Below are 26,941 nucleotides of genomic sequence, written 5' to 3'. Positions count from 1 at the left end.
TTGGATAAGTTGGCATTGATGGTTATAGATACACGTAATATACAGAAATATGTCTTTGCGACCAATAATCTGCGCCAGAATGCAGGAGCATCATATTTAGTGGGGTGTACGACCAGAGAGTGGGTAGCTGATATGCTGCCAAAACCTAATAATGTTATAGATATAACAGAGGGTAGCTACAATAATGAAAAAATAGAAGATGGGGATATTGATGCCGAAGTCATATACTGTGGCGGTGGCAATGCTGTAATTATATTTAAAAATAAAAGTATTGCTAATTCATTTACTCGAAAATATACAAGTTACATTATCCAAAAAGCGCCGGGGCTTGATGTGACTGTGGTGTATAAAGAGTTTGACTGGTGTAATGATTCTCTTTCCGATATGTTAACATTTCTTCAAAAGGAAGGTGCTGCCAAAAAACTGAATAGGAATTTCTCAACGCCGATGTTAGGAGCCGGCGTTACCGCAGAGTGTATATTTTCCGGTTTGCCCGCTACTCACTTTGACGAATCCGATGGTTGCTTTTTGTCATCGCAAGCGCATTCGAAATATTGTATTGAAAAAGATGAAGCATGGGAAAGCTTGAAGGGAGCTTTCGAAACTAAAGGATATACTTTTGCGCGTGAGTTTAATGATATAGCGTCTGGCATAGAAGGTTCAAGTTACATAGGCATAGTACATACGGATGGCAATGGGATGTCAAAGCGTATAGATGCGATACGGCAACGTCATACAGATCCTTCCGGGAATAGAAACTTCATAAAAGACATGAGGGAATTTTCTAGCAGCATACAGCATGCCGTAAAAAAATCGTTGCAAAGTACCGTCGACAAACTGGTAGCAGCTATAAACGATAATCTTATAAAAGGCGAGATTAAGATTACTGGAAATATGCTTCCTTTCAGGCCGATAGTCTTTAACGGTGACGATGTTACCTTTGTATGCCATGGTAGCATAGCGTTGTCGCTAGCCCATAATTATCTTTTTAGCTTACAAAACCAAACTTTGAGCGATGGAAAGCCTTTCTACGGTAGAGCTGGTATAGCTATTGTAAAATCCCATTATCCATTTGCAAGGGCATATGATCTGGCCGAAGGGTTATGCGCTTCTGCCAAGCAATTCATATTAGACAAAAAAAGCGCTAATTGTCCTGATATAAGCGCGATGGATTGGCATTTTGCTGTAAATGGTACGGTATATAATAGCATAAATGCTATAAGGGAAAAAGAATATAGTATAGAAGGGAATAAAAAGTTATATATGAGGCCTATTTCAGTAATGGACGATGACGACTGGCGAACTTGGAATGTCTTCAAAAATATCGTTGATGAATTTAAAAGCGATGAATGGCGGGATAAAAGAAGCAAGATTATTGCTTTGCAAAGGGCACTTAGAAAGGGAGAAAATAGCGTGGCCAATTTTATGGCTTTAAATGGTATAAAGGAGCTACCGATGATAGAAAATTACAATACGATGAGTAAGAACGGCTGGCAAGGCGGGCGTTGCGGCTATTTCGATGCCATAGAGGCCATGGATTTTCTGATTGATCTATAATGAGGAGGGATAATGTGAATAGGTATTATTTAGCAATCGAATTGGAGACCGATGCGACATTTAGTAGGGGCGATGGGGTGGCTAGCATACTGAATCAGGAGGTACAGCATGATAACTACGGATTTCCATATATATCGGGGAGAACTCTAAAAGGTCTACTTGTGGAAGCTTGTGCCGATATTATGGAATCGCTAAAGATGATGGGGAAAGAAGTACCATGGCAGAAGTCTGCTGCAAGGTTGTTTGGTAAGGCGGGGAGTACTGCCTCTGAAGAGTCTATTTTGCATATAGGTCATGCTAAACTTCCTGACGATTTGAGACGGGCAATAATACGTGAGTGGGTAACAGCTGATGGAAATTCACCGTCAAAGATATTAAACACGATGACATCGGTACGATATCAAACTGCCGTAGACGATGTTAAGCAGGTGGCAGAAGCTAATACTCTCAGATCTGAAAGAATTATATTAAAAGGTATATACTTTGAGGCGTTACTAGCATTTTCTGAAAAACCCCTAAGCGAAGATTTACAGCTTTTATCGGCGTGTATAAAAGCATTTTACAGAGCTGGGAGTGGTGTGAGCAGAGGAAGAGGGAGGGTAAAGGCTGATTTGCTAGATGATGACCAAAAATCAATATTAAATGATCATTTTAACCTTTTTAAGGAGGCGATACTGGCATGAAAGCTTTGAAGGTTGATATACATTTATTGGAGCCTTTAATATTGTCTACACCTGGAGCAGGTGAGGAGAATAGCGCCATAAGTCAGGACTACATACCGGGCAGTACTATACTGGGCATTGCGGCGAACGCTTATATAAAAGACAATAATATCGAGGATGCAAGCGAAGATGCTGTGTGTAGAAGGTTATTTTTTGAAGGCAGCACATGTTTTTTGAATGCCTATATCAAAGCGAACAACATGCGCTTCTTACCGAAGCCGTTGTCGTGGTTTACGTCTAAAGACGATGTAGCTATGGATAAAAATAAAACTAAAATATATGATTTTGCCGTTGAAAAAAGTGAAGAACTTGAGAGTGCTAGTCATCCAAACTTGGCTTATTGCGCTGATGAAGAAGATGGCGTTTATATGGCGTCGCCTCAGTATGATATGGCAGTTCACAATAGCAGCTGGGATCGCAGAGAGAAAAGCGAGGGTAAAAGTACCGTATATAGATATGAATCGCTTGCTGCCGATCAGGTATTTTCAGGTGCCGTTGTATGCAAGGGCGAAACGGATTTAGAAATTATAAACGATTTGCTGAACAAAAAATATTTTAAAATGGGTGCGTCGCGCACTGCAGGATACGGTTTAGTGTATATAGAAACGCATGTTGAGGAAGACTGGAAAGAATATGAGCCAGGCGAGTATTTTGCACGTGGCAATAAAATAATTATTACACTTTTGAGCGATACAATAATTTTTAACAAGTATGGTCAGAATACGGTGAATGCTCGCGATTTATTTGATGTGGAACCTGAATGTGCTTATTATGAGCCAAAGGTTATATCTGGATTTAATAGAAAATGGGGATTGCCGCTACCGCAAATGTACGGATTTAGAGCTGGCAGTGTGTTCGTATATAGTGAGTCAAATATTGATAAGGCCGTATTAAAACAGGCATGCATGTTTGGCATTGGCCAACGCCGTGCCGAAGGTTTTGGCCGAATAGCCGTGAATTGGCATGGACGAGCATCTATAAAAGGAATGAGATTGGACGAACAAAAACAGAATGTTAAGAAAACAGAGTTGAGCGAACGCAGCATTTCAATGGCCAAGAGATTGATCGAAAGATTATGGAGAGATATGTTGGATGATAAATTAGCAGATACGCTACAAAAACTTCAGATAAAAGGTACTGATGCTACTAGAACACAAATGGCGCGCTTGCGGAATGTTGCGCATGGAATGTGCTTTAGCGGCGATAAAGATATGCTTTTGAGATATGCCGATGGATTAAAAAATACTGCTAAATCACAATTGGAAAAAGTCAAATTAGATTCCACATCCTTATATGATTGGATAAGAGAAGATTTTTGCGATAAAGTATGGAATGCATGGCTTAGGCCGGAGCCGGAGCCGAAACTTGGGGACATAAAATTGCCTGAACAAGTTGTCCAAGGATTAAAGATAGAATATAGCGCTCGATTGCTTGACGGATTATTGAAAAAAGCCTTGAAAGCTGGTGAGAATAAATGAGACCACAATGGGAGAACGGTCACGGCGTTAAAGAAAGGATACTAATAAATGCAGATTTAGTACTTGATACGCCGACTCATATAGGATGTAGCGAAGGGAAAGATCTGGCTGATATGCAATTGTTACTGTATGAGATAGATAATCTGCCTTTGTTGATGGGAAGTTCGATTGCAGGAGCATTGAGAGCATATCTGGAACGCGCGGGCTTCAAGGAAGAGGCTTCTAAAATATTTGGAAACATGGATAAGAGCAAAAGTTGTCCGAGCATTGTTTTTGTTGAAGATAGCTTTGGAAGACTGCCCGATGGTGTCCAAGTTGAGGTGCGCGATGGCGTGGCAATATCTTTGAATACCGGTACGGCAATTGATACAGCGAAGTTTGATATGGAGCTTTTGCCGGAGGGCACAGTATTTCCCCTTTCATTTGAGTTTATGGTTCTGGAAAATGACTGTTATGCTGATACGCTTGGCTATTTTGTATCGACGCTTAAGGCTTTGGAGGAGGGCGAAATACCGATTGGCAGGAGAAAAAGAAGAGGCCTGGGCCGATGCCATGCGAAGAATTTTAAGGTATACCGTTACAACATGAGTAAGCCCGAAGGTCTTATAGGTTGGCTGGAAAAAGATAAAAATGAACATAATGTTAAAGGCATAGACGACCTACCTATTAAAAATATTGGCGGGGATAAAGATAAGTTTGTAATGAAAGCCTCCTTTGAAATTGATGGTTCAATCCTAATAGGAAGTCAGGCTGTTAACGGCAATGATCCGGATATCGTGCATATTCACTCATTTAGGGATGGGAGTAATACTCCTATTTTGAGCGGTACGAGTTTAGCTGGTAGCCTTAGATCAAGGGCATACAAAATAATCAATACTATAGGTGCTGATGTGGCTATAGTGAACGAAATATTCGGTACGCCTCGTGAGGAGAAAAAGGATCGTAGGGCTAGTAGGCTGTGGGTTTATGAAACTACTATAGATGATTCAAAACAACTCGTCCAAAACCGTATAAAAATTGACAGATTTACGGGAGGAGCATATTCGGGAGCGCTCTTCAATGAGCAACCGATATTTGCTGGAAAAGTTGAAGTGAAATTAGCGTTAGATGGAGCACAAGAAAGAGAGATTGGATTGCTGCTTTTGCTGCTTAAGGATTTATGGACATCGAATTTACCTATAGGAAGAGGAACAGCTATAGGACGCGGCAGATTTAAGGGCTTAAAAGCAGAACTGGATTATAATGGGGATTACTGGCGGATCGAACAGAGAGGGGAGAAAATTAATGTGCGAGGTAGTGTGAAGCGACTGGAATCGTTTGTACAGGCTTTATGGAGGAGAGAGAATAATGGACAATAAAACTTATCTAATCAAGAGCATTGACATGAGCGGATTTGAAAATAATATCAATACATGGCTGGCCGGATGTGGTGTAGATGTCGGTTGGATATTGGCATATGCTGACGATGGGGTTATTTGGGGTGTCGTGAAAGATGGCTGTTTTAAATTATCCAGCAGCATATTCCCGAATATTTCGCCACAGTTTAGGCTTTGCACGTTGCAACAAGTTAGGATCTTCAATAGGGATATGGAGATACATGTTTGGCGCGATGCTTTGTCTTTTAAGGGTTGCCTTTTAGAGGACGGAAACGAAGAGAATGAGCTTATCGAGGATTATATCTTGCTCGGTAATAAAATTGAAGACGTTAAAGAAGGTTTTACGCTGCTGGCAGTTGGCGAACAGGGTTTGAGGCATGCTCTCCCTTTTAGTATCTCCGATAATATGAACGGTGAAAAACCTAATAGATTTCTATGCACGTTAACCGTGAAACATTATATAGATTATGACGAATATGGACAGGCATATATTAGTGCGAGCAGGATGTGCGGTATAAAATTGAATGGAAACGAGGTACAACCATGAAGATAGAACATAGAAGCCTTACAGAAGAAGAGCCTAGGGCTGAAGCCCCTTATAATTTCGTACAACTTCCTCATAAAATTGTCAAAGCGAGACAGTGTTTGCCGGGACACGATAAATATGACGATAAACTTTGCACAGGCTACATAGATTGTATTATAACCACAGAATCGCCCACTTACATAAGGTGCGGTATGACACCCGAGTTTTATAGAGAGAATGGTTATAAATCGTTTGACGAACTTAGCGAAGATCAGCAAAAGCAAATGGCCAGTTTTTTCTTTACTAAGGATGAAAATAGTCCGGTCATACCGGCAAGCAGCATAAGGGGCATGACAAGGACTTTGCTGGAGATAGCATCATATGGTAAGGTTAGCTGGGTTACAAACGATAAAATTGCTTATAGAGCTGTGGTAGATAAAAGCAGTATCGGGTCCTATTATATGGAAAAGGTAAAAAACCAAAAAGCCGGCTATATGGAGAAGAAAGCCGACGGCTGGTATATAAGACCGGCTCAAAAGCTTGCGAATCGTGATTTTTGTACAGTTAGGGCAAAGGATATAAATAATATTGTAAGCAAATTGAATTGGAAGTTTGGGGGCAAAAAGGAATATACGACCAGTGATGGGAAAAAGAAATTTTGTGGGGTTTGCTATATATATGTTGGTAATGTTGCCGCTGAGGGGAATAATAGAATTACAGAAATGTCAGCAATAAAAGAAAAAGGATATAGACAAGCGATGCTGATTGTTACCGGTTATATTAACGGTAAAAAGAACCATTGTGTTATAGGTTTACCAGATAAAGAAGCCGAGCCAATAAAAATACAGGATAGCGTGATAGATGCCTATAAAGCTCAGATGACTGATTGGCAAAAAGATTATATTGGCAGGGATGGGGTATTGGTAGACGGTTATCCTGTATTCTATATACAGGATGGTAATGGTGATGTCGTTATGTTTGGGCATACTCTGATGTTTAGATTGGTATATGAGAGTACACCTTTCGATCATATACCGCCAGAAGTAAAGGATAACGATGTCATAGATTTGGCCGATGCGATATTCGGCTATGCTTTAGGAAAAGACGAAAAGGGATATGCGGGGCGTGTATCTTTCACCGATGGCGTGTTGCTGCCGGGGCAGGGTGATATATGGCTGAATGGTATTTTTTCACCTCATATATTGGCATCCCCTAAACCATCAGCCTTTCAGCATTATTTGATACAAGACAAACCGAACGATAAAAAGACCAATAGGAAAATATTGAATCATTATGATAGCAAAGATGGTAACGAGATTGCCGCTGCTATACGCGGACATAAACTCTACTGGCATAAAGGCAATGTCGATTTAACCTATATAAAAGCAGACGATAATGATGTAAAAGATAAAAAGACGCAGTATACGCGTATAAAACCCGTAAGAAGCGGTGTAAAATTTCGCTCGCGCATATACTTTGAAAATCTCAGAGAAGAGGAAATTGGCGGTCTCTTATGGGTGCTTATGCTGCCGGATAGCTATAGGCATGAAATAGGCATGGGTAAACCATATGGCATGGGAGCAGTTAAGCTTGAGCCGACGCTTTATATACAAGATATAAAAAAGAGATATGAAGGGCTTTTCGATGGCGATACATGGCTGCAACCGATATGCAAAGACGAACCTAAAAAGTATATAGAAGCTTTTAAGAAATATATCATGGATAATATAAGCGCTGAAGACGCCAATAAAGCCCGTGATTTCGAGCAATTGGAGCGCATAAAAATGCTTTTAAAAATATTGGAATGGCATGGACCTGATAAAGACAAAACGTCATATATGAGCATAGATAAGTTTAAGGACAGAAAGGTTTTGCCAGGCCCCTTTGACATAGAAAAGCATGATATGAATTCCAATAAAAAGGGAAATCGCGTGAACGCATCAAATCAGGAGCGCAAAAGGAACCGCGGGAATGATATATAAAGCAAAGTCAGCAATACCTCCAATACTGCTATGGCTGAAGCGTTTAAAAAGGCAGAGAAACGAGAAAAGTAACAATTCAAGGATTGAGATTGGCTGCCGTTGTTCCCAAGCTCGGTTGCTTAGCATTAGCTCGTAGGCCCCCATATGCGAACGAGCTATGCTATGTCGAAACGCCTTCATTAACCAAATAGGCGTTCTGGAGAACTCCACACGCTTCAGACACTGCGGCCAGTGAGCGAACATTTCTGATGGGTGGGAAAAGCATTGCTGGCGACAAACCCGGCATAATATTGGCGAAGTGAGTACGGGGGGTGAATGGCATGAATTTATGCCGAAAATAATTGTGCAATACAGAGCAGATTATGATATAATAATGTCGTCGACCGATAATAGTGCAAAAAAGTATGGAGATCGACGACATTACTGTTATGGCTTAGAGAGGCCTTAGTATAGCTATTTGCTATGGCTTTGGCGCAAGCGGAGACACCAGTTTTATAAACATCGCAAATAAGAAGCAAATGCCCATTTGAAGCCACTCAAATTAGTTTTTAGCCTACCTATGAGGAATTGAAACACTCATTAACTCAGGTGTTCAGCGGACTGATCGACTTTGTTTTTAGCCTACCTATGAGGAATTGAAACCTATATCGAGCATAGGGGGGAATTTTGAATGATAAAAGTTTTTAGCCTACCTATGAGGAATTGAAACACCCGTAGTACTGATGAATATATCGAGTTGAACGAGTTTTTAGCCTACCTATGAGGAATTGAAACCACTATGGCCATAGCATGGCTATAATATAATCATGAAGGTTTTTAGCCTACCTATGAGGAATTGAAACCAAAAAAAGATGCAATTGATGCATTGTACGATTACTGTTTTTAGCCTACCTATGAGGAATTGAAACCATAACGCGGCCATCTTCTAAAACTAGTCGGATGAACCGTTTTTAGCCTACCTATGAGGAATTGAAACTCGCCGAGGCGTTGAGGCAGTATATAGCTGCCAAAAAAGTTTTTAGCCTACCTATGAGGAATTGAAACTCTGTATCGTTCTCTGCTTATCGTTTATCCGCTGCGGTTTTTAGCCTACCTATGAGGAATTGAAACCGGGTCAATGGCTATATATGATTTACCGTTGACCTCGTTTTTAGCCTACCTATGAGGAATTGAAACTTCTTAAAATGGCCAAAAAACGCGCTTTGGTTGACGGTTTTTAGCCTACCTATGAGGAATTGAAACTTAGACGGCTAAAAATAATCTCTTTTATGCTATTCCAGTTTTTAGCCTACCTATGAGGAATTGAAACTAGCTCCAAGCTCATTGTGCTTCTGAAGCCGCTCGCAGTTTTTAGCCTACCTATGAGGAATTGAAACGTCACCTCCGGCCGTGATTACTCGATATGGTTTAGCGTTTTTAGCCTACCTATGAGGAATTGAAACCCATCACATAATTTCTCCAATTTTTCTTGTTGCTCAGGTTTTTAGCCTACCTATGAGGAATTGAAACGAGCGTATTATGAACGACCTAACGCAAGCAGATGGGCGTTTTTAGCCTACCTATGAGGAATTGAAACCTCTTTAAGCACTGCCAATTCTGCATCTGTCATCTTGTTTTTAGCCTACCTATGAGGAATTGAAACTGGGGGTATTAAATATGTCGGTTGAGAAAAAGCAACAGTTTTTAGCCTACCTATGAGGAATTGAAACTCTCATATGCCGGCGCGTCAGTAATATTGTTTATTGTGTTTTTAGCCTACCTATGAGGAATTGAAACATGTAGAAGAGCTGCTTTTTTCCGCTACGGAGGATAGTTTTTAGCCTACCTATGAGGAATTGAAACTCTGATAAAGAGAGGCGAGACTGTCGAAGTTCCAGAGGTTTTTAGCCTACCTATGAGGAATTGAAACTAGGATAACCGTGAGCCAAGCTGAAGAAAGCCGGTAGGTTTTTAGCCTACCTATGAGGAATTGAAACACGTTGGTTCTGTGCCCCATAATCCTATATGCTCCAGCGTTTTTAGCCTACCTATGAGGAATTGAAACGCGGAGAAGAAACACCGAACGCAGTGGATAACCTCCCCGTTTTTAGCCTACCTATGAGGAATTGAAACCTGGTACTGTGTACAGGGTTGTATCGGTTGTGCCTAAGTTTTTAGCCTACCTATGAGGAATTGAAACCAGGAGCCGCTAAAATGGGAAAAGCCGCGGCGAATATGTTTTTAGCCTACCTATGAGGAATTGAAACATACCGAAACATTAAAAGAATACTTCAACCCATATGGTTTTTAGCCTACCTATGAGGAATTGAAACTCGTCATTCTTGGCCTCCTCCCTTCGCTCATATTCTGGTTTTTAGCCTACCTATGAGGAATTGAAACTTTTGATATACGAGTGTCTTAATGTTGATGCATGTGTTTTTAGCCTACCTATGAGGAATTGAAACTAACGTTCTTCAACTTGTTCTAAAATGTTTGTCGTTACGTTTTTAGCCTACCTATGAGGAATTGAAACCAACGGTCACGATGCCGTTCCAAAGCCCCGTCAAAAAGTTTTTAGCCTACCTATGAGGAATTGAAACATATTCCGTCACGTATGGCAACGCGACGCCGTTAATAGTTTTTAGCCTACCTATGAGCGTTTTTAGCCTACCTATGAGGAATTGAAACTGGGATGAGGAAAATATGTGTCCATATATGCTGCTGGAGTTTTTAGCCTACCTATGAGGAATTGAAACGATATAACATGCGCTAATGTATCAGCGATTTTCTCGTTTTTAGCCTACCTATGAGGAATTGAAACAAAATACTCTTGGCACGCCACTATCCTGCGCAGCGTGTTTTTAGCCTACCTATGAGGAATTGAAACTTCTTGGCTGGACGGTGAGGACAGTGACAACGTCCTTCGTTTTTAGCCTACCTATGAGGAATTGAAACCAAAAACACAAAATCGCCATGCCGCAACCGTATTGTTGGTTTTTAGCCTACCTATGAGGAATTGAAACGCAACCTCAGGCACCAACTCATCAGGAATAGTAACTTCGTTTTTAGCCTACCTATGAGGAATTGAAACTATTCGACTGTGTGACGGTTGTGCTCCAGCCGAGGCACGTTTTTAGCCTACCTATGACGTTTTTAGCCTACCTATGAGGAATTGAAACTGGGATGAGGAAAATATGTGTCCATATATGCTGCTGGAGTTTTTAGCCTACCTATGAGGAATTGAAACTTCTCTTTTTTATACTGTTCAACTATTGGCGCATCTCGTTTTTAGCCTACCTATGAGGAATTGAAACCTGTGCCGCAATTCTTCCAGCGCTCCGCCCAATTCGGGTTTTTAGCCTACCTATGAGGAATTGAAACTGGGCTGGGGATATAACGCCTCCCCAGCAGGGCTGGTTTTTAGCCTACCTATGAGGAATTGAAACTTGCTATGAAAAAATTTTTTTAAAAAAGTGTTGACATGTTTTTAGCCTACCTATGAGGAATTGAAACATAGCAAGAGGAAAAGCTTGCGCCTGAGTATATGAAAGTTTTTAGCCTACCTATGAGGAATTGAAACGTCGTTCCCCAGGGTGGGCAACCACCACGCCGCGATGTTTTTAGCCTACCTATGAGGAATTGAAACGGGCGAATGGTTCCCGCGCGATGAATGGGAGCATAGGTTTTTAGCCTACCTATGAGGAATTGAAACCCCCGATGTATTTGCGCCGTATATCGCACATATGAGTGTTTTTAGCCTACCTATGAGGAATTGAAACCGGGTGAAAGAAGGTTGTCTATCGTTTTCTGTTATTGTTTTTAGCCTACCTATGAGGAATTGAAACTCTCGTCGAGCACAACGACGGACTGGTAAACGAAGAAGTTTTTAGCCTACCTATGAGGAATTGAAACTATGGACAAGCGCTATTGCCCAAGGTAGCCCAACCAGTTTTTAGCCTACCTATGAGGAATTGAAACCAAAAATGTTAACAGCAATCCCGTGGCCGCCACCGCGTTTTTAGCCTACCTATGAGGAATTGAAACGGCGCATCTGAAGTGGTTGTCTTAGCGACGCCACTGGTTTTTAGCCTACCTATGAGGAATTGAAACTTGCGGATTGCGTCCGGTGTATATTCTTCCGGCTGCAGTTTTTAGCCTACCTATGAGGAATTGAAACCCCCAAAAGAAAAGCCGGAAGGGGATAAATCCAACGCAGTTTTTAGCCTACCTATGAGGAATTGAAACTAACACTCCGTAAAGATTTTTCAAAGTACCAAATCAAGTTTTTAGCCTACCTATGAGGAATTGAAACAGGGATGAGGATGGGCTTTCGCCCATCTCATTTCCTCTGTTTTTAGCCTACCTATGAGGAATTGAAACTGACAATGGTTTTTCCGTGACTGCTGGTCGAACTTGGTTTTTAGCCTACCTATGAGGAATTGAAACCTTGAGGATGGTATACTTTTTCTTACTAGTGCTGGGTTTTTAGCCTACCTATGAGGAATTGAAACAGTCTGCCAACTCTGCGCCCTCCGGCCTATAAATTACGTTTTTAGCCTACCTATGAGGAATTGAAACTCTCACCTCGATGGCTTCTGCCACAAAGTCCCCGTCCGTTTTTAGCCTACCTATGAGGAATTGAAACTTCCCAGCTACCCACAAATTAGCTCCATCCCAAGTTAAGTTTTTAGCCTACCTATGAGGAATTGAAACGCGCGCAGCTGATGGCAACATCGTTATTTCTTGTGCGTTTTTAGCCTACCTATGAGGAATTGAAACGTATAAAGGATCCTACTATGCCTCTTATTCCTGCTGAGTTTTTAGCCTACCTATGAGGAATTGAAACCCCTCAATTGTTTGTTGCTTTAACTCTTCCTGCTTTGGTTTTTAGCCTACCTATGAGGAATTGAAACCCGGCAACATTAAATGTGATCAGATTATAGTTGTCGGGTTTTTAGCCTACCTATGAGGAATTGAAACTAGGGCAGACCGGGAGCGGTAAAACATACGCAGCGCGTTTTTAGCCTACCTATGAGGAATTGAAACACCTAAAGAGGCAATATATAGGCTCTCTTTAAGTATCGTTTTTAGCCTACCTATGAGGAATTGAAACGAGGGCAGGATTGACGAGCTCAGCAAGCAGGTCAATGGTTTTTAGCCTACCTATGAGGAATTGAAACGCTCGCCCGCTAGAATTGAAACATATTTGCGGTCGCAGTAGTCGAGGTACCCGTTACTGTTTTTAGCCTACCTATGAGGAATTGAAACGATGGAAACGTGCGGATGGCACAAGACGCTTTCGCGTTTTTAGCCTACCTATGAGGAATTGAAACTGTCTCAAATAAGTGATAACGTATGGCAGGATATCCGTTTTTAGCCTACCTATGAGGAATTGAAACGCAAAGAAGTTCGGACGCTCCAACAGGAGGAAAATAGTTTTTAGCCTACCTATGAGGAATTGAAACTTCTCAACAATATTGAGATACAAATGCCTGTGCCGCGTTTTTAGCCTACCTATGAGGAATTGAAACCAAAAATTGGGCAGAATAAGGTTATCGATATGGCATTTAAATTTGATAGAATAAGTTATGAAGAATATATAAAGAAAAACGGTATGCAACTTTTGAGCACTGTAAAGGAGTTGAGAGTTGATGGACAATAAACGTTTAATTAAAGGCTATGATGCTTTTGTCAATGGCGAATGGGATCTTAGCCCATTTGAACATATATATGAGTTAGAATGCAGAGATATTATCCAAGAACATATTAACAGCTTCAATGAAGCGGAAAAAGAGGAAATTGAAAAGCTTGATAAAATTCTTATTGAAAGGGCCCCACTGTTTTATAAGGCTTTGAAAGGTTTTTTGGAAGCAAAACAAAAGGATAAGCCTAAGTCTAATTGGTGGTGGTATCTTGATGAAATAGTAAATAGTTTTTAGCTTACCTATGAGGAATTCAAGCATTAATAAGGAGATGGCTGCATATGGAAGACGTTAAAATAAACGGTACATTAATATGGTATTATTACATATGTCCTAGAGAAACGTGGCTTATGGCGCGGCACCTTACGCCTGATGAACACGATGAGAATATAGAGTGGGGCCGCTTTTTGCATGAACACAGCTATGAACGCGATAAAAAAGAAATAGCGGTGGGTAATATAAAGATAGACCTTTTGAAGAAAGATGATGGCGGACTTGTGATAGGGGAGGTGAAGAAAAGTTCAAAATATCTCCAAAGCGCCAGAATGCAGCTTTTATTTTACTTATCAGAATTATCGAAACTTGGCATCAAAGCAGAAGGCCAATTGATGTTTCCTGAGGAAAAGAAAATCATAGATGTACACCTGGACCAGGAAGCGCAGGCCGAGTTGGATAGGGCGTGTGTGGCAATAGCCGATATTGTTGGCGCTGAATTGCCGCCGCAACCGGCTAGAATTCATTGGTGTACTAACTGCGCATATGCTGAAATGTGCTGGGCATAAGGAGAGTGGATAGTGTGAAAAAGTCATTTTATATCTTTTCAAGTGGCGAATTTGAGCGCAAAGACAACACCGTTTATTTCAAATCAGAAACCGGTTCAAAGTATATACCCATCGAAGATATAAGCGAGATAATGATATTTGGAGAGGTGAATTTCAATAAACGCTTTATCGAATTCTTATCGCAAAAAGAGGTACTTTTGCATTTCTTTAACCACTATGGATATTACGCCGGCAGCTTTTATCCAAGAGAACACCTGAATTCGGGGTATATGATCTTAAAACAGGCCGAGTATTATATGGATGCCGATAAAAGGCTATGCCTGGCCAGGCATTTTGTGCAGGGCGCCGCTGAAAATATACAGCATGTTCTGAAATATTATATAAATAGAGGTAAAGATTCTCTGCAGGCGATATCGGATGAAATAGATAAACTCTATGCTACCACATATGAATGTACTGGTGTAGAAGAATTGATGGCTATAGAGGGCAATATACGGGATCAATATTATAAAGGCTTTGATACTATAATTGATAAGCCGGCATTTACTTTCGAACAGCGTACCCGCAGGCCGCCTCAGAATAGAATAAATACGCTCATAAGTTTTGGTAATTCTATTATATATACGCTGGTACTGAGCGAAATATATAAAACCCATCTGGATCCCAGGATAGGTTATTTGCACACCACAAACTTTCGGCGTTTTACATTAAATCTCGATGTGGCGGAAATTTTCAAGCCCATATTGGTGGATAGAACTATATTTACATTACTTGGCAAGAATATGATTGCGGCCAATGATTTTCAATCTTATGCCGATGGCATTATATTGAAGGAAAAGGCTCAGAAGGCTTTTGTAACCGAACTGGATAAACGCTTTGCCACTACTATAAATCACAGGGATTTACATCGGCAGGTATCCTACAGAAGCATTATACGCATGGAATTATATAAATTAGAAAAACATTTTGTGGGTGAGAAAGAATATAGCCCGTTTGTATCGCGTTGGTGAATTATGTTTGTGATATTGGTCTACGATGTAAACCAAAGCCGTGTGGCAAAGGTACTGAAGTTGTGTCGAAGATACCTTTACTGGGTGCAAAATTCAGTTTTGGAGGGCGAGCTTACAGAAGCTGGTTATAAAAAGCTGAAATATGAATTGGGCAAAATCATAAACAAAGATGAAGATTCGGTTATCTTTTATACATTTCGTTCCACTAAATACTCGAGTAGGGAGATAATGGGTGTCGAAAAAGGCGGTCAAGAAAATATTTTATAATGAGCTTTGAAGCTTTCTATCCGCCGATATAAATAGAAGATTTTGCAAATAAGGTGAAGAAGATGGAAGGCAAAGCTTTTAACTGGAAATTTGATTTTTGAGCAATAGTTCTATAAAATATGCTACGCCATCATCGTTGTTGGATTTGGTTATAAAGTGGGCATATCTTTTGACTTCGTCGCGCGCGTTGGCCATGGCAACGCCAAGGCCGGCTGCGCGCACCATCTCTATATCGTTCATATGATCGCCTATGGCCGCTGTCTGTGACAGCGGTATGTCAAGATATACGGCCAATTCTTCCAATGCGTGCCCTTTGGATACGCCTTCGGGCAGTATCTCGAAATAGTTTACCTCGGACTGTACGAAACGTACGCCTGTTAACCCTATTTGAGAGGAAGCCTCCCGAAACTTTTCGAAAGTGTTTCGATCTGTTATAGTAAGTATCTTATTTATGCCCTTGATCGGGAATTCATTTATAGATGCTGCAGTTACATTTTCTATATTTACAGTTTCCTTTCTCAAATGTTCGGCTACCGCGACTGAAAGCTCTTTCACCCACATATGCGGTCCTTGATATGCCAAGAAGGTGATATTCAGATTGTCCAGTAGCGTTAAAGCTTTCTTATAAGCATCTTCACTGAGAAATTTTTCATATATGATCTTTTTATTATTAAAATCGTAGACCTGAGCACCGTTATAAAGTATCACCGGTATATCTATTAGTATTTCCTTTGCTATATTTTCTACCGTAGAAAGGCCTCTCCCTGTAGCTACGGTGAATAAGCCTCCGGCTTTCCTGTATTTATCTATGTATTCGCGGTTTTTGGGTGATATCTCTTTTTTATCGTTTAGCAACGTGCCGTCCATATCGGCCACTATTAGTTTATATTGCACCTTTTTCCTCCATGTTTTCTAATAGCTTGTTCAAAGTGAATTCGCCGCTTTAACTTATTATATAATAGCGAGAGGGTATAAGCAATATCGCAATCGCGTTTGTTGCAAATATGCCGGCAATATTTCGCGAGTATGTGCAGGCTTTACCTCATTCGCATGGTGCGATTGCAGCTTATTTATGATAACTTCTGAACAAACGCTGGTACAGCGGATATAGACGGCGGCCAGAAAGCATATCTTCAATGCTCTGTATGTGATATAATTATAACTAAAAGTTATATCTATTTTTTATACTGCTTGAATGAGCAGCCGATGAAGGGAGAAATAACAAGGATAATGGATGACATGAATGCTACGCCGACATCGTCACGCTTGCATATAGCTATGTTCGGCAGGCGCAATGCCGGCAAATCCAGCATTATAAATGCTGTAACCAATCAAAAGGCAGCCTTGGTATCCGATGTGGCCGGCACTACCACTGACCCAGTATCAAAAGCCATGGAGCTTTTACCTATAGGGCCGGTGGTGATCATAGATACGGCGGGATTGGACGACATAGGTCCGTTGGGAGAGATGCGCATACAGCGCACATATGATGTATTGAACCGTACCGACCTTGCTGTGCTGGTTATAGACGGTGAGGTTGGGCTGACCGATTTCGAGGAGAATATATTGCGGCGTATACGCGAGAAAAATATACCTGTGGTAGGGGCGGTCAATAAAGCCGATAAAGCTGTTTATACTCGGGAACAACTGATAGAATGGGAGAAAAAACTCAAACTCGAGCTTGTGGAAGTATCGGCGGCTACCGGGCAGGGCGTCGACGAGCTGAAGATGGCCATAGTGCGCCATGCCCCTTATGACGATGAAAAACTTACATTGGTAGGAGACTTGATAGATCCGGGCGATCTTGTGGTGATGGTTGTTCCTATTGATAAAGCAGCCCCGAAAGGCCGCATTATACTGCCGCAGCAGCAGGCTATACGCGATGTGCTGGATCATGATGGCGTGGCTGTGGTCGTCAAGGAGGATAGATTAAAGGAAACGCTGACTGACCTCGTTAAAAAACCGCGCATGGTTATCACCGATTCGCAGGTATTTCAAAAGGTGGCTGCCGATACGCCTCGTGATATACCTCTTACGTCATTTTCTATATTGATGGCCCGCTATAAAGGTGACCTTATAGAATTGGCCAAGGGTGCTAAAGCCATATCTGATCTGAAACCCGGAGACCGCGTGCTTATAGCCGAGGGCTGCACGCATCACCGGCAGTCCGATGATATAGGTACTGTGAAGATACCAAGATGGTTGAGGCAAACGGTAGGCGGCGACTTGGATTTTCAGTGGTCGAGCGGGCTTACCATGCCGGAGGATTTAAGCAGATTTAAGCTGATAGTTCACTGCGGCGCGTGCATGCTGAATCGTCGAGAAATGCTTTACCGCATGGAGAAAGCAAGGCAGCAGGGCGTACCCATGGTGAACTATGGCGTGTTGATAGCTTATGTAAACGGCATATTGCCGCGCGCTTTAGAGCCATTCCCTGCCGCCCGGATTATATTTCAACAGGATTATGATTAGCTTCTGAATACCACCGACTCGTTATTGAACATATGCACCACCATGGTGAGGAATACGATGGTCAGGGCTATCAGCCATAACATGGTTATAGCGAAATGCCCCCAGTTTATGGTGTCAAGCAGAGCTTCTTTTACGATGAGTATTACGTTGAGCAGCGGCACGTTGTACTGCCACGCTGGCACAGTCTTTATATCGGTATACATGGTGGCATAGGCCGGTATCATGGCTACTATGACAAAGGGGCTCAGGTATGTGGACGCCTCCTTTATATTGCGCGCGAAAACGCTCAGAGCCAGCATGGCGGCACTATAGATAAAAGCCATCATTATGCCCAGCACCGTTATGGCTGCTATAGCCGACGGCGAGGCCGTAAAGCCCTCACCGAACATCGTAGGGTTATATATTACCGCTACGACAAAACCTGCCATGAAAGCTATCGTGCCTATTATCGAGGCTGCAGAGGTCGAAAGCCATTTGCCCATGGCCAATGCCGCACGGCTGACCTGTGTAGCCAAAAGCGGTTCCAATGTGCCGCGTTCCTTTTCGCCTGCCCCCTGGTCGATAGCAGTGGCCATAGCCCCGGTAGCCGGGTACAACAACAGGAACATGGGCAATAAGAATGACATTACAATAGCTCCTTCACCCTGTGCCTTAGCTACGTTGATCGATGCTATGTCCAATGGTTCTATAAATTCAGGGTCTATGCCCTTGGCCTGTAAACGCTGACGGGCTACTTGTGTGCCGAAGGCGTTTATCGTTTCTCTTATGACAGAGGCAGCCATAGAGGACTTGGCCTTCGATTCATCATATTTTAGCGTTATATTGCCCTTGGCACCGGATGCCATGGCTTCATCCAAGCCGTCTTTTACCTCAACGATGACCGATACCTTGCTGCCATCAAGATCAGCCTCAGGATCCTGTGAATCCATTATGGTTACGTTTGGCAGGCTGTCTAAATATGCTTTAAGCTGCGAATCCTCGCCTACATAGGCTATGACGATGTTTTCAGTGGCTTCTTCTGTTACATCGCTCATGACGTTATTCATAAGGGTCATAAGTATGGGGAATATCAAAGCCGGCAGCAGAATGCTGAATATGAGCGTACGCCTGTCGCGAAATGCATCCTTCATTTCCTTTGCAAATACTATCCATGCTCTTTTCATGCGCTTTTACCCCCTATGAGCTGTATAAACACTTCCTCCAGATTACTATTGTTATACTGCTGTTTTAACCCATCTATAGTGCCTATATCCACCAACTTACCTTTATGTATTATACCTATGCGGTCACAAAGCCTTTCTACTTCGCTCATTATATGGCTGGAGAATATGACGGCTTTGCCTTGATTCCTGCATTGGGCTATAAAATCCTGCAGCGTGCGTGCGGCCGTCACATCCAGGCCGACGGTGGGCTCATCCAGCAGCATCACCTCCGGATCGTGCACTATGGCTCTAGCTATTGTGACTTTTTGTTTCATACCTTTTGAGAATTTGCCTACGCGCCGGTCTATGAATTCTTCCATGTCCAGTGTCTGAGATAATTCGTCTATGCGTTTTTTAAGAGCATTATCGTCCATGCCGTTTAGTTTGCCGAAATAGGCTATATTCTCACGGGCTGTAAGCCTGTCGTACAAACCGGCCTCGCCGCCAAATAATATGCCTATATGCTTGCGTACTTCCGCAGGCTGCTTTACTATATCGAGGCCGCATATGGTGGCGGTACCCGACGTGGGCTTCAGCATGGTGGCCAGCATGCGCAGCGTGGTGGTTTTGCCGGCGCCGTTTTCGCCTAAAAGGCCGAAAATCTCGCCGCCTTTAACGCTGAAGGATAAATCATCCACAGCCTGCACATCTTTAAAACGTTTGCCGATGGAAATCAATTTTACCACTATCACCATCTCCTTACATTAAACTAGGGCTATTATAACATAAAATATTATGCTTGCCAATAATGATATAAAGCCAGAGTACGCCAGTGCGGTAGGCTTTATATCATCGCATCGGACAACCGTAATTTATCTATAATAGCCTCTCATAAGGAGTGATACAGGATATCCTAACCGATTTCAGCGTATGCGCCGAGGAACTGGCTGTTATACAGATCGTAGTAGAAACCATGAGCCTCCATAAGTTCTTCATGATTACCCTGTTCTATTATACGGCCGTTATTCATAACCAGTATGGTATCGGCATCGCGTATGGTGGACAGCCTATGGGCTATGACGAAACTGGTACGGTTATTCATCAGCTTTGCCATGGCTTTCTGTATGAGCATCTCGGTGCGCGTATCCACCGAGCTGGTCGCCTCATCTAGTATCAATATTCGCGGATCGGCTAAAAACGCGCGTGCTATGGTCAAAAGCTGCTTTTGGCCTTGCGATATATTTGAGGCGTCGTCGTTTAATACGGTGTTGTATCCTTCAGGCAGCGTCCGCACAAAATGGTCGACATATGCCGCTCGTGCCGCTGCTATTATCTCGTCGTCTGTGGCGTCTTCCTTGCCGTAGGCTATATTTTCCTTTATGGTGCCGTTGAACAGCCATGTGTCCTGCAACACCATACCGAAATTTTTGCGCAAGTCATCGCGTCTCATGTCATATATATCCACACCATCTATGGTAATGCGACCGCTGTCTATCTCATAGAAACGCATAAGCAGATTGACCAGTGTCGTTTTGCCTGCCCCTGTAGGCCCTACTATGGTCGGTGTCGGGTATCTCCTCTTGTTCGTCCAGCAGCTCGAACACGCGCTCAGCGGAGGCTACAGTAGACTGCAGTATGTTCATTATGCTGGCCGTTTGTACTATAGGCTGCGTAAACTGCCTGGAGTATTGTATAAAGGCCTGCACATCGCCTAATGTGATGATGCCGTTGGCCACGCGTATGCCGCCTATAACGCATACCGCCACATAGTTCAGGTTGTTGAGGAAGTTTATGGCCGGATGTATTATGCTGGATATGAATTGGGCTTTGAAACTGGCTTTATAAAGCCTTTCATTCTCCTCGTCGAAGCGCTCCATAGCCTCATCCTGACGGTTGAACGCTTTGACTATATTATGGCCGGTGAACATCTCCTCTACATGACCGTTCAGGTTGCCAGTGCTATCCCATTGAGCTATGAATTGTTTCTGAGATTGCTTGGCAATAAGCATGGTCACTATAAATGACAACGGTATGACTATCAATGAAATCAACGCCAGTAGCGAGCTGATAGAGAACATCATGATAAGCACACCTATAACCGTAACCGTTGCATGTACCAACTGAGTAAGGCTCTGTTGGAGGGTATGCGCTATATTATCCACGTCGTTGGTTACGCGGCTTAAAATATCGCCGTGAGAGTGGTCGTCATAGTATTTGAGCGGCAGTTTAGCCAACTTTTTGTCAACGTCGCGCCGCAGTCTGTATACCGTACCTTGTGCCACACTGGCCATTATATACTGCTGCAGCCATTGGAAAGCCGAGGCCAGAAGGTATACGCCGGCGAGGATAATAAGTATGCGCAATATAGCGTCGAAATCCACGCCTTCCCCAGGCGTCAGCTCCATACCCGATATCATCTCTGCCAGCTGGTCCTGGCCCTGCGCCTCCAGTCCGGCAATAACCTGGTCCTTGGTCATACCGGCCGGCAGCTGTTTGCTTATCACACCACTGAATAGCTCGTTGGTAGCCTGGCCCAGTATTTTGGGCGCAGATATGGTAAAAGCTACGCTGACTATAGTGAAAATGATAACCAGCAATATCTTAACAGCCTGTGGCTTAAGGTAGTTTATAAGGCGTTTGAGAGTGCCTTTAAAATCCTTGGCTTTTTCAGCCGGCATCATAGCTGCACGCCCGCCGCCGAAACCGCCGCGTCGCCTTGTTGGTTGTATTTTAGGCTTGTTGTCTTCGCTCATGCTATCTCCTCCTTTGAGAGCTGAGAATACACTGTTTCTCGATATACGTCGCATGTTTCCATGAGCTGTGCATGCGTGCCTATTCCGGCTATGACGCCGTTATCATCCAAAGCGATGATGCGGTCGGCATCCATGATGGTGCTCACGCGCTGAGCGACGATTACTACCGTTGAGCCGGCTGTCTCTTTTTTGAGTGCCAGACGCAACTTGGCATCGGTCTTAAAATCCAAGGCCGAAAAACTATCATCGAACACATATATCTCGGGCTTTTTTACCAGAGCCCTTGCGATGGCCAATCTCTGGCGCTGGCCGCCGGATACATTGGCGCCGCCTTGCTCAATGGGTGCTTCCAATTGGCCGGGCATTTCCATCACAAAATCTTTGGCTTGGGCAACTTCCAGCGCGTGCCAGAGCTCGTCATCGGTGGCGCTTTCATTGCCGTAACGCAGGTTATCGGCCACCGTTCCGCTGAAAAGAAAGGCCTTTTGCGGCACCAGTCCTATTTTATCCCTTAAGTCTTGTTGAGTCATATCGCGTATATCTATACCATCTATCAATATGCTTCCACCAGTCACATCATAGAAGCGCGGGATCAGGTTTACCAGCGTGGTTTTGCCACAGCCTGTGCTGCCTATGATAGCTGTAGTTTCGCCCGGCGCTGCTTCAAAGGATATGTCCTTTAACACCGGTTCTTCGGCACCAGGGTAGCTGAATTCGACATTGCGAAATTCGAGGTATCCTTTTACATCGCTTGGTGCAGCCGGAGTCGGTGCATCCTTTATGGACGGTTCGGTATGGAGGACCTCCGATAAACGTTCGGCAGAGGCTTCAGCCCTCGGTACCATTATGAACATAGCCATGGCCATCATGACCGATATCATTATTTGCATTACATATGTCAAAAACGCCGTAAGGTTACCTATGGGCATAGCCCCGCTATCTATTCTGCCTGCACCGAACCATACTATGGCAACAGTAGCCAAATTCATGACAGCCATAAGCGACGGCATGGCGAATGCCATTATCCTGTTCACTCTCAATGTAGTTGCTGTAAGATCGCGGTTAGCCTCATCGAAACGCTTAGCCTCATGTTCATTTTTTACGAATGCCCTTATAACCCTTACCCCCATTAGCTTTTCACGCATGACCTGGTTTACGCGGTCTATCTTGATCTGTATGGAGCGAAACAGCGGCGTGGCTTTCCACAGCATCAATCCTACTACGGCGCCCATAATAGGAACTATTATGATAATGGAATACGATAGCACCACATCTTGCTGAATGGACATTATGATGCCGCCTATGGCCATAATAGGGGCCATGATCATGAGGTTCAATCCCAGCAGGACCAGCATCTGCACCTGTTGCACATCATTTGTATTTCGTGTGATCAGCGACGGTGTGCCGAATTTATCTACTTCGGCTTGCGAGAAACTCTCCACTTTGTAGAATATAGCCCTTCTGACATCGCGTCCAAAGGCCATGGCTGTCTTAGAGCCGAGATATGCCGAAGCCACGGCACAGATAGCCAGCAATAGTGAAACAGCAAGCATAAACCCGCCGGTACTTATTATATAATCTATGTCGCCTTTGGCCACGCCGTTATTTATGATATCGGCGTTTAAATTGGGTAAATATAGGTTGGATATGGCCTGTATTACCAGCAATATTATAGCCAAGGTTATCTGTTTCCAGTATGGTTTTAAGAATTTAAGCAATAAATCTTTCATCAAACACATCTCCTTTTTTATAGTTCACGCAGTATATTTGAGCTCATGGTATCCAGCATATGCATGAGTTCTTGCTGCTGTTGGCTGTTTAAGCCATTTAGGCTTATGCGTATGATTTCGGCGAAAATGCCGCTTAATACGCTCAACATATCTGTGCCCGTATCAGTCAAATATATGCGGCTCAACCGCTGATCGCGCTCGTCATCCCTGCGCACTATAAAGCCTGTCTTTTCGAGTTTTTGGAGCATATGAGTGACGGTAGGCGGAGCCACATGCAGCTTCTCGGCCAAATCCCGTTGACTTATACCGGGCTCTTGATTGATAAACCACAGGCACATCGCCTGTCCGGGATATATGCCCTTTTCGGAGGTCATCTTAAATACAAGCTGGTGGTGAAAGCGCATGGTCTTAAAGAAAGACCGAAACACTTCGAGCGACACTGGATCGATTCCTTCAAACTTTAAAAATGGTATATCATCCGATTCTCCGTTAAACAACTGGCAAAATCTCCTTTCAGCAAGCATGCTGCTTAACTAGCTAATAATTAATAAGCTAACCATTAGTATACTATTACTCATTTAAGAAGTCAATAGTATTTTTGCGATTGTATAAATATTCTGATATAAGGACAGTGTCCTAACGAAATTAGACAATATATCTTAACTATGCTAACATGCAAATAATCGTTGGAAGGCGCAGATAATTATGACACAAAAACGATATAGTGAGGAAGTTGGCAATGTCGCTATGGTAGTCCGCAGGTATAATTTATCTTCTGAAACAATATACGGTTGGACTTATGTTGCTAAAAAGAGGGGGTTCTATTAAATCATTACCTAAAAATCAAAATAAGAGACCATCAGAAACGGAAAAGCGCTTGCTTAAAGCATTTCCTGATCATATAGATCTTAAATTTTTAGCTATTAAGTGTCGAAAACCGATGCTAGCAGCTTTAGTATTAAGATATACTTTTGTGAAAAATTGTAAAAATTCTATACAAAAATTGGTTATATTTTTATTGAATTTATAAAAATACAATGATATCATCTTAAAGAAGCCTCTCGAAAACTAACTGGGAATTCAATAGATTTCCAACATAGTCCATACAGCTTTCGGAATAGAGCCTAACAGAAAGAAGCATAGCATAATACGACATAATAGGAGGTGCGCCATAGGTAAGTAACAATGGCATACATAAGAAGTCCGTCTTAACTTACAGAAATACGTAGATCTAATGTTGGTTTGCAACATACAATGTGTGTTCCTTTGAGTATTTCTATTCATAGGGGAATGTTTGTATAAAGTGTATCTATTGTGGTAAAAACAATGTAGAAAGGAAGATTTGCTCATGAGAAAAAAGATGTGTTTTATTATTGTATCACTTTTATTGGTAATGAATTTGATTCCGGAGATTAATATTCATGCGGCCACACCTACAAATACATATATAAACAAAGATGAAGCAGTTGAACTAGCTAAGTGGTTTATTGCAAATGATATTTATGAGAATAACAACAATGGCTGGTCGGAAGAAACAGTTATTGAAGATGTAAGAGAAATGAAGGATAATCAAGACTATTATATCATTTCTCTTAGAAGAAAAGACGGTAAAAATAATGGTTATATCGTTGTTTCCGGAGATTTATCAGACACGTTAATAAAAGAATATGCCTATGATGGAAAACCTTTATTTGTTGATTTATTGCCAATTAAAAAAACCTCTAAAAAATCGGTACCATCAGGTTTAAGTAATGAATATACAGATATAGATTTGACAGAAGAAAATATTCCTTTTATCGAAAAAGTAAAAAGTGAGAAAGATAAAATAAATACGATGGATTATGGCGGAATAACTAATCCATACAAGCATGTAAATGATACTTATGGTGCAGGATGGAGTTATGATACCGGATTTACAATTCCAAACTTTACTCTTCTTGATATGGATAACTTTAATGCAAGTAATCATTGTTCATTGACTACTATAACCGCTATTTTTAATTATCATAGAAATAATGGATATAGGAATATTCCCAGCAATATAAATACTCTATTTAATAGAGTAAAAACAATAGCAACACAAAAAAAGGATATTATACTCCAACTAAAGGAACTTATCCTTGGTATATTGATAACCTCGCTACTGATGTATGGAAATATTATGGATACAGTGGAAAGGGAAATAACGATTTCTTCTTTTGGGATGTTAACTCCATAATGAATATTCTGGAGAAGGAAGTTAATGGGAAGAGACCAGGTGCAATAAGTTTCACTAGCGGGATATATGGTAATCATACAGTTACTTTTTATGGATATTCTTACTATAAGAAGAACGGAGTAAAAAAATGTATCTAAAAGTTAACGACAACTGGTCAACGTCAGCTAAATATGTTGATGTTACTCATATAGGAGAACTGGGGCAAACTTTATTTGAAATATGTCGTGTGCTTCCTTAACTTGATTGGATGGTGGTGGAAATGGTAAAAAGGGGTAAAGTAGTGATGGTTTTCATTATTTGCATAATTCTGATTATGATAATTGTAAGTTATATTGCCGTAAGGGATTTTAGTTTAGCTGATGGAAAGTATACGTTTGTTACTATAACACATGGAACAACAGGAAATGAATTAACCATCACAAATTCTACTGATGTAGATAAGTTTGTAAGTGAATTGAACACATCGTGTGGAAAGCTGAGTGGCGTAGATTTCCCGAGTATGGGCTATCAATATAAAATAGTACTTAGCAATGGCGATCGGGAAGAGGAACTGTATATAAAATCTGAAAACAGAATTAAGAATGGCTTATTTGAGTATGAGCTGGATAGAAATTTTGTTGTATTGATTGATAACTTCTTGAAGGCTCTCGAAAACTAACTGGAAATTCAATAGATTTTCAGCATAACCTGTATAGCTTTCGGAATAGAGCCTAACAAAGGGTTAAACCATAGCATAATATAACATAAATTGGAGTTATTGCACATTGAAAACCGCATAATTGTGTGACTGGTTCAAAAGGAGAATAAAAAAGGGTATAACAAAGCTAACTTTCCTTCCATAGGCAGATTTTGGGAAGCGCATTAAGTCTTACAGCTCTATGCCGTTATACCGCTTATGCTGCCGTAGATCTTTTTTCCAGCAGGTCGATGATATTGAAGTCAGTGTGCTTAAGCCAAGCATCTGAGTGAATATTTATTGCAGCCATGGGTGGCCAAAGCAAACCTCATCTTAGAACTTCTGCTTCTGTACGCTTCAATATCATAATCAATAAAAAGCCTCTTGTTGTTTCTTTCAGCTGTTGTACGCCTTTTATACCTCTGGCGAAAAGCCTTGCTATTACGAGGTACAGGTGGATAAAGCCTTAAATCATCCCCAGGCTTAAGATAAACAGTCCTGCCATAAGGCGAGTCAGTGCATTTACAAGGCTTATCGATACCCTTGTAATCAAACCAACACCTGTACTT

Annotated in this window: 18 protein-coding genes, 1 pseudogene and 1 CRISPR repeat array; of the genes and pseudogenes, 13 read left to right on the top strand and 6 right to left on the bottom strand. The window is 42.0% G+C overall.

The features are described from left to right. The 10 genes from JG770_RS01460 to cas2 all read left to right on the top strand — a co-directional run bounded on the left by JG770_RS01460 (nt 1) and on the right by cas2 (nt 15,381). Nucleotides 1-1,557, top strand: a complete 1,557-nt coding sequence (locus tag JG770_RS01460; protein WP_291954232.1) for a hypothetical protein — start codon at nt 1-3, stop codon at nt 1,555-1,557. Between the two features lie 14 nt (nt 1,558-1,571). Then, complete coding sequence (locus JG770_RS01455; RefSeq protein ID WP_291954230.1) at nt 1,572-2,240, top strand: RAMP superfamily CRISPR-associated protein; 669 nt, start codon at nt 1,572-1,574, stop codon at nt 2,238-2,240. Then, a complete protein-coding gene (locus JG770_RS01450) occupies nt 2,237-3,757 on the top strand; it encodes a hypothetical protein (protein ID WP_291954227.1) in 1,521 nt (506 codons plus the stop codon). Before JG770_RS01455 ends, JG770_RS01450 begins: the two co-directional genes overlap by 4 nt. Beyond that, nucleotides 3,754-5,115 (top strand): RAMP superfamily CRISPR-associated protein, encoded by a 1,362-nt coding sequence (locus tag JG770_RS01445; protein ID WP_291954225.1) that lies wholly within the window; start codon nt 3,754-3,756, stop codon nt 5,113-5,115. Before JG770_RS01450 ends, JG770_RS01445 begins: the two co-directional genes overlap by 4 nt. Continuing rightward, nucleotides 5,105-5,680, top strand: a complete 576-nt coding sequence (csx19, locus tag JG770_RS01440; RefSeq protein WP_291954223.1) for a CRISPR-associated protein Csx19 — start codon at nt 5,105-5,107, stop codon at nt 5,678-5,680. Before JG770_RS01445 ends, csx19 begins: the two co-directional genes overlap by 11 nt. Continuing rightward, on the top strand, nt 5,677-7,641 hold the full coding sequence (locus JG770_RS01435) for a TIGR03986 family CRISPR-associated RAMP protein (RefSeq protein WP_291954222.1): 1,965 nt from the start codon (nt 5,677-5,679) through the stop codon (nt 7,639-7,641). Before csx19 ends, JG770_RS01435 begins: the two co-directional genes overlap by 4 nt. Before the next feature lie 544 nt (nt 7,642-8,185). Then, nucleotides 8,186-13,151: direct repeats of the CRISPR family, unit length 30 nt; unit sequence GTTTTTAGCCTACCTATGAGGAATTGAAAC. Nucleotides 13,152-13,271: 120 nt separating this feature from the next. Then, entirely contained in the window at nt 13,272-13,559 is a 288-nt protein-coding gene (locus JG770_RS01430; protein ID WP_291954220.1) for a hypothetical protein, read from the top strand. A 44-nt stretch (nt 13,560-13,603) separates the two neighbouring features. Next, nucleotides 13,604-14,104 carry a CRISPR-associated protein Cas4 gene (gene cas4 / locus JG770_RS01425; protein WP_291954218.1) on the top strand — a complete coding sequence of 167 codons (501 nt, stop codon included), beginning with the start codon at nt 13,604-13,606 and terminating at the stop codon, nt 14,102-14,104. 14 nt (nt 14,105-14,118) lie between these two features. After that, a complete protein-coding gene (gene cas1b / locus JG770_RS01420) occupies nt 14,119-15,114 on the top strand; it encodes a type I-B CRISPR-associated endonuclease Cas1b (RefSeq protein WP_291954216.1) in 996 nt (331 codons plus the stop codon). Between the two features lie 3 nt (nt 15,115-15,117). Further along, nucleotides 15,118-15,381 carry a CRISPR-associated endonuclease Cas2 gene (cas2, locus tag JG770_RS01415; RefSeq protein WP_291954213.1) on the top strand — a complete coding sequence of 88 codons (264 nt, stop codon included), beginning with the start codon at nt 15,118-15,120 and terminating at the stop codon, nt 15,379-15,381. A gap of 78 nt (nt 15,382-15,459) precedes the next feature. On the opposite strand, the gene JG770_RS01410 is transcribed toward cas2, so the two are convergent. Further along, on the bottom strand, nt 15,460-16,275 hold the full coding sequence (locus JG770_RS01410) for an HAD family hydrolase (protein WP_291954211.1): 816 nt from the start codon (nt 16,273-16,275) through the stop codon (nt 15,460-15,462). Between the two features lie 345 nt (nt 16,276-16,620). Between JG770_RS01410 and hydF the strand changes: the two genes are divergently transcribed. Next, entirely contained in the window at nt 16,621-17,853 is a 1,233-nt protein-coding gene (gene hydF, locus JG770_RS01405) for a [FeFe] hydrogenase H-cluster maturation GTPase HydF (RefSeq protein ID WP_291954487.1), read from the top strand. Here hydF and JG770_RS01400 read toward each other — a convergent pair. The 5 genes and pseudogenes from JG770_RS01400 to JG770_RS01375 form a co-directional block, all read right to left on the bottom strand. Continuing rightward, nucleotides 17,850-19,016 carry an ABC transporter permease gene (locus JG770_RS01400; RefSeq protein WP_291954209.1) on the bottom strand — a complete coding sequence of 389 codons (1,167 nt, stop codon included), beginning with the start codon at nt 19,014-19,016 and terminating at the stop codon, nt 17,850-17,852. The genes hydF and JG770_RS01400 overlap by 4 nt on opposite strands. Beyond that, nucleotides 19,013-19,741 (bottom strand): ATP-binding cassette domain-containing protein, encoded by a 729-nt coding sequence (locus JG770_RS01395; RefSeq protein WP_291954207.1) that lies wholly within the window; start codon nt 19,739-19,741, stop codon nt 19,013-19,015. Before JG770_RS01395 ends, JG770_RS01400 begins: the two co-directional genes overlap by 4 nt. A 167-nt stretch (nt 19,742-19,908) precedes the next feature. Then, nucleotides 19,909-21,748: pseudogene (locus JG770_RS01385) on the bottom strand (ABC transporter ATP-binding protein). Continuing rightward, nucleotides 21,745-23,478 carry an ABC transporter ATP-binding protein gene (locus tag JG770_RS01380; RefSeq protein ID WP_291954201.1) on the bottom strand — a complete coding sequence of 578 codons (1,734 nt, stop codon included), beginning with the start codon at nt 23,476-23,478 and terminating at the stop codon, nt 21,745-21,747. The pseudogene JG770_RS01385 and the gene JG770_RS01380 overlap by 4 nt, the downstream one beginning before the upstream one ends. 17 nt (nt 23,479-23,495) lie before the next feature. After that, the gene (locus JG770_RS01375; RefSeq protein ID WP_291954198.1) at nt 23,496-23,975 is read right to left on the bottom strand and encodes a MarR family transcriptional regulator; all 480 of its coding nucleotides are present in this window, start codon (nt 23,973-23,975) and stop codon (nt 23,496-23,498) included. 851 nt (nt 23,976-24,826) lie between these two features. Here JG770_RS01375 and JG770_RS01370 point away from each other — a divergent pair. After that, nucleotides 24,827-25,696 carry a hypothetical protein gene (locus JG770_RS01370; protein ID WP_291954195.1) on the top strand — a complete coding sequence of 290 codons (870 nt, stop codon included), beginning with the start codon at nt 24,827-24,829 and terminating at the stop codon, nt 25,694-25,696. Between the two features lie 259 nt (nt 25,697-25,955). After that, complete coding sequence (locus JG770_RS01365) at nt 25,956-26,354, top strand: hypothetical protein (RefSeq protein WP_291954194.1); 399 nt, start codon at nt 25,956-25,958, stop codon at nt 26,352-26,354. The last annotated feature ends 587 nt before the right edge of the window (nt 26,355-26,941 follow it).

This window comes from Mahella sp., assembly GCF_020054945.1.
GTDB lineage: Bacteria > Bacillota > Clostridia > Mahellales > Mahellaceae > Mahella.
Note: the sequence above shows the minus strand (reverse complement) of the source record. Positions and strands in the feature narration are given on the sequence as shown.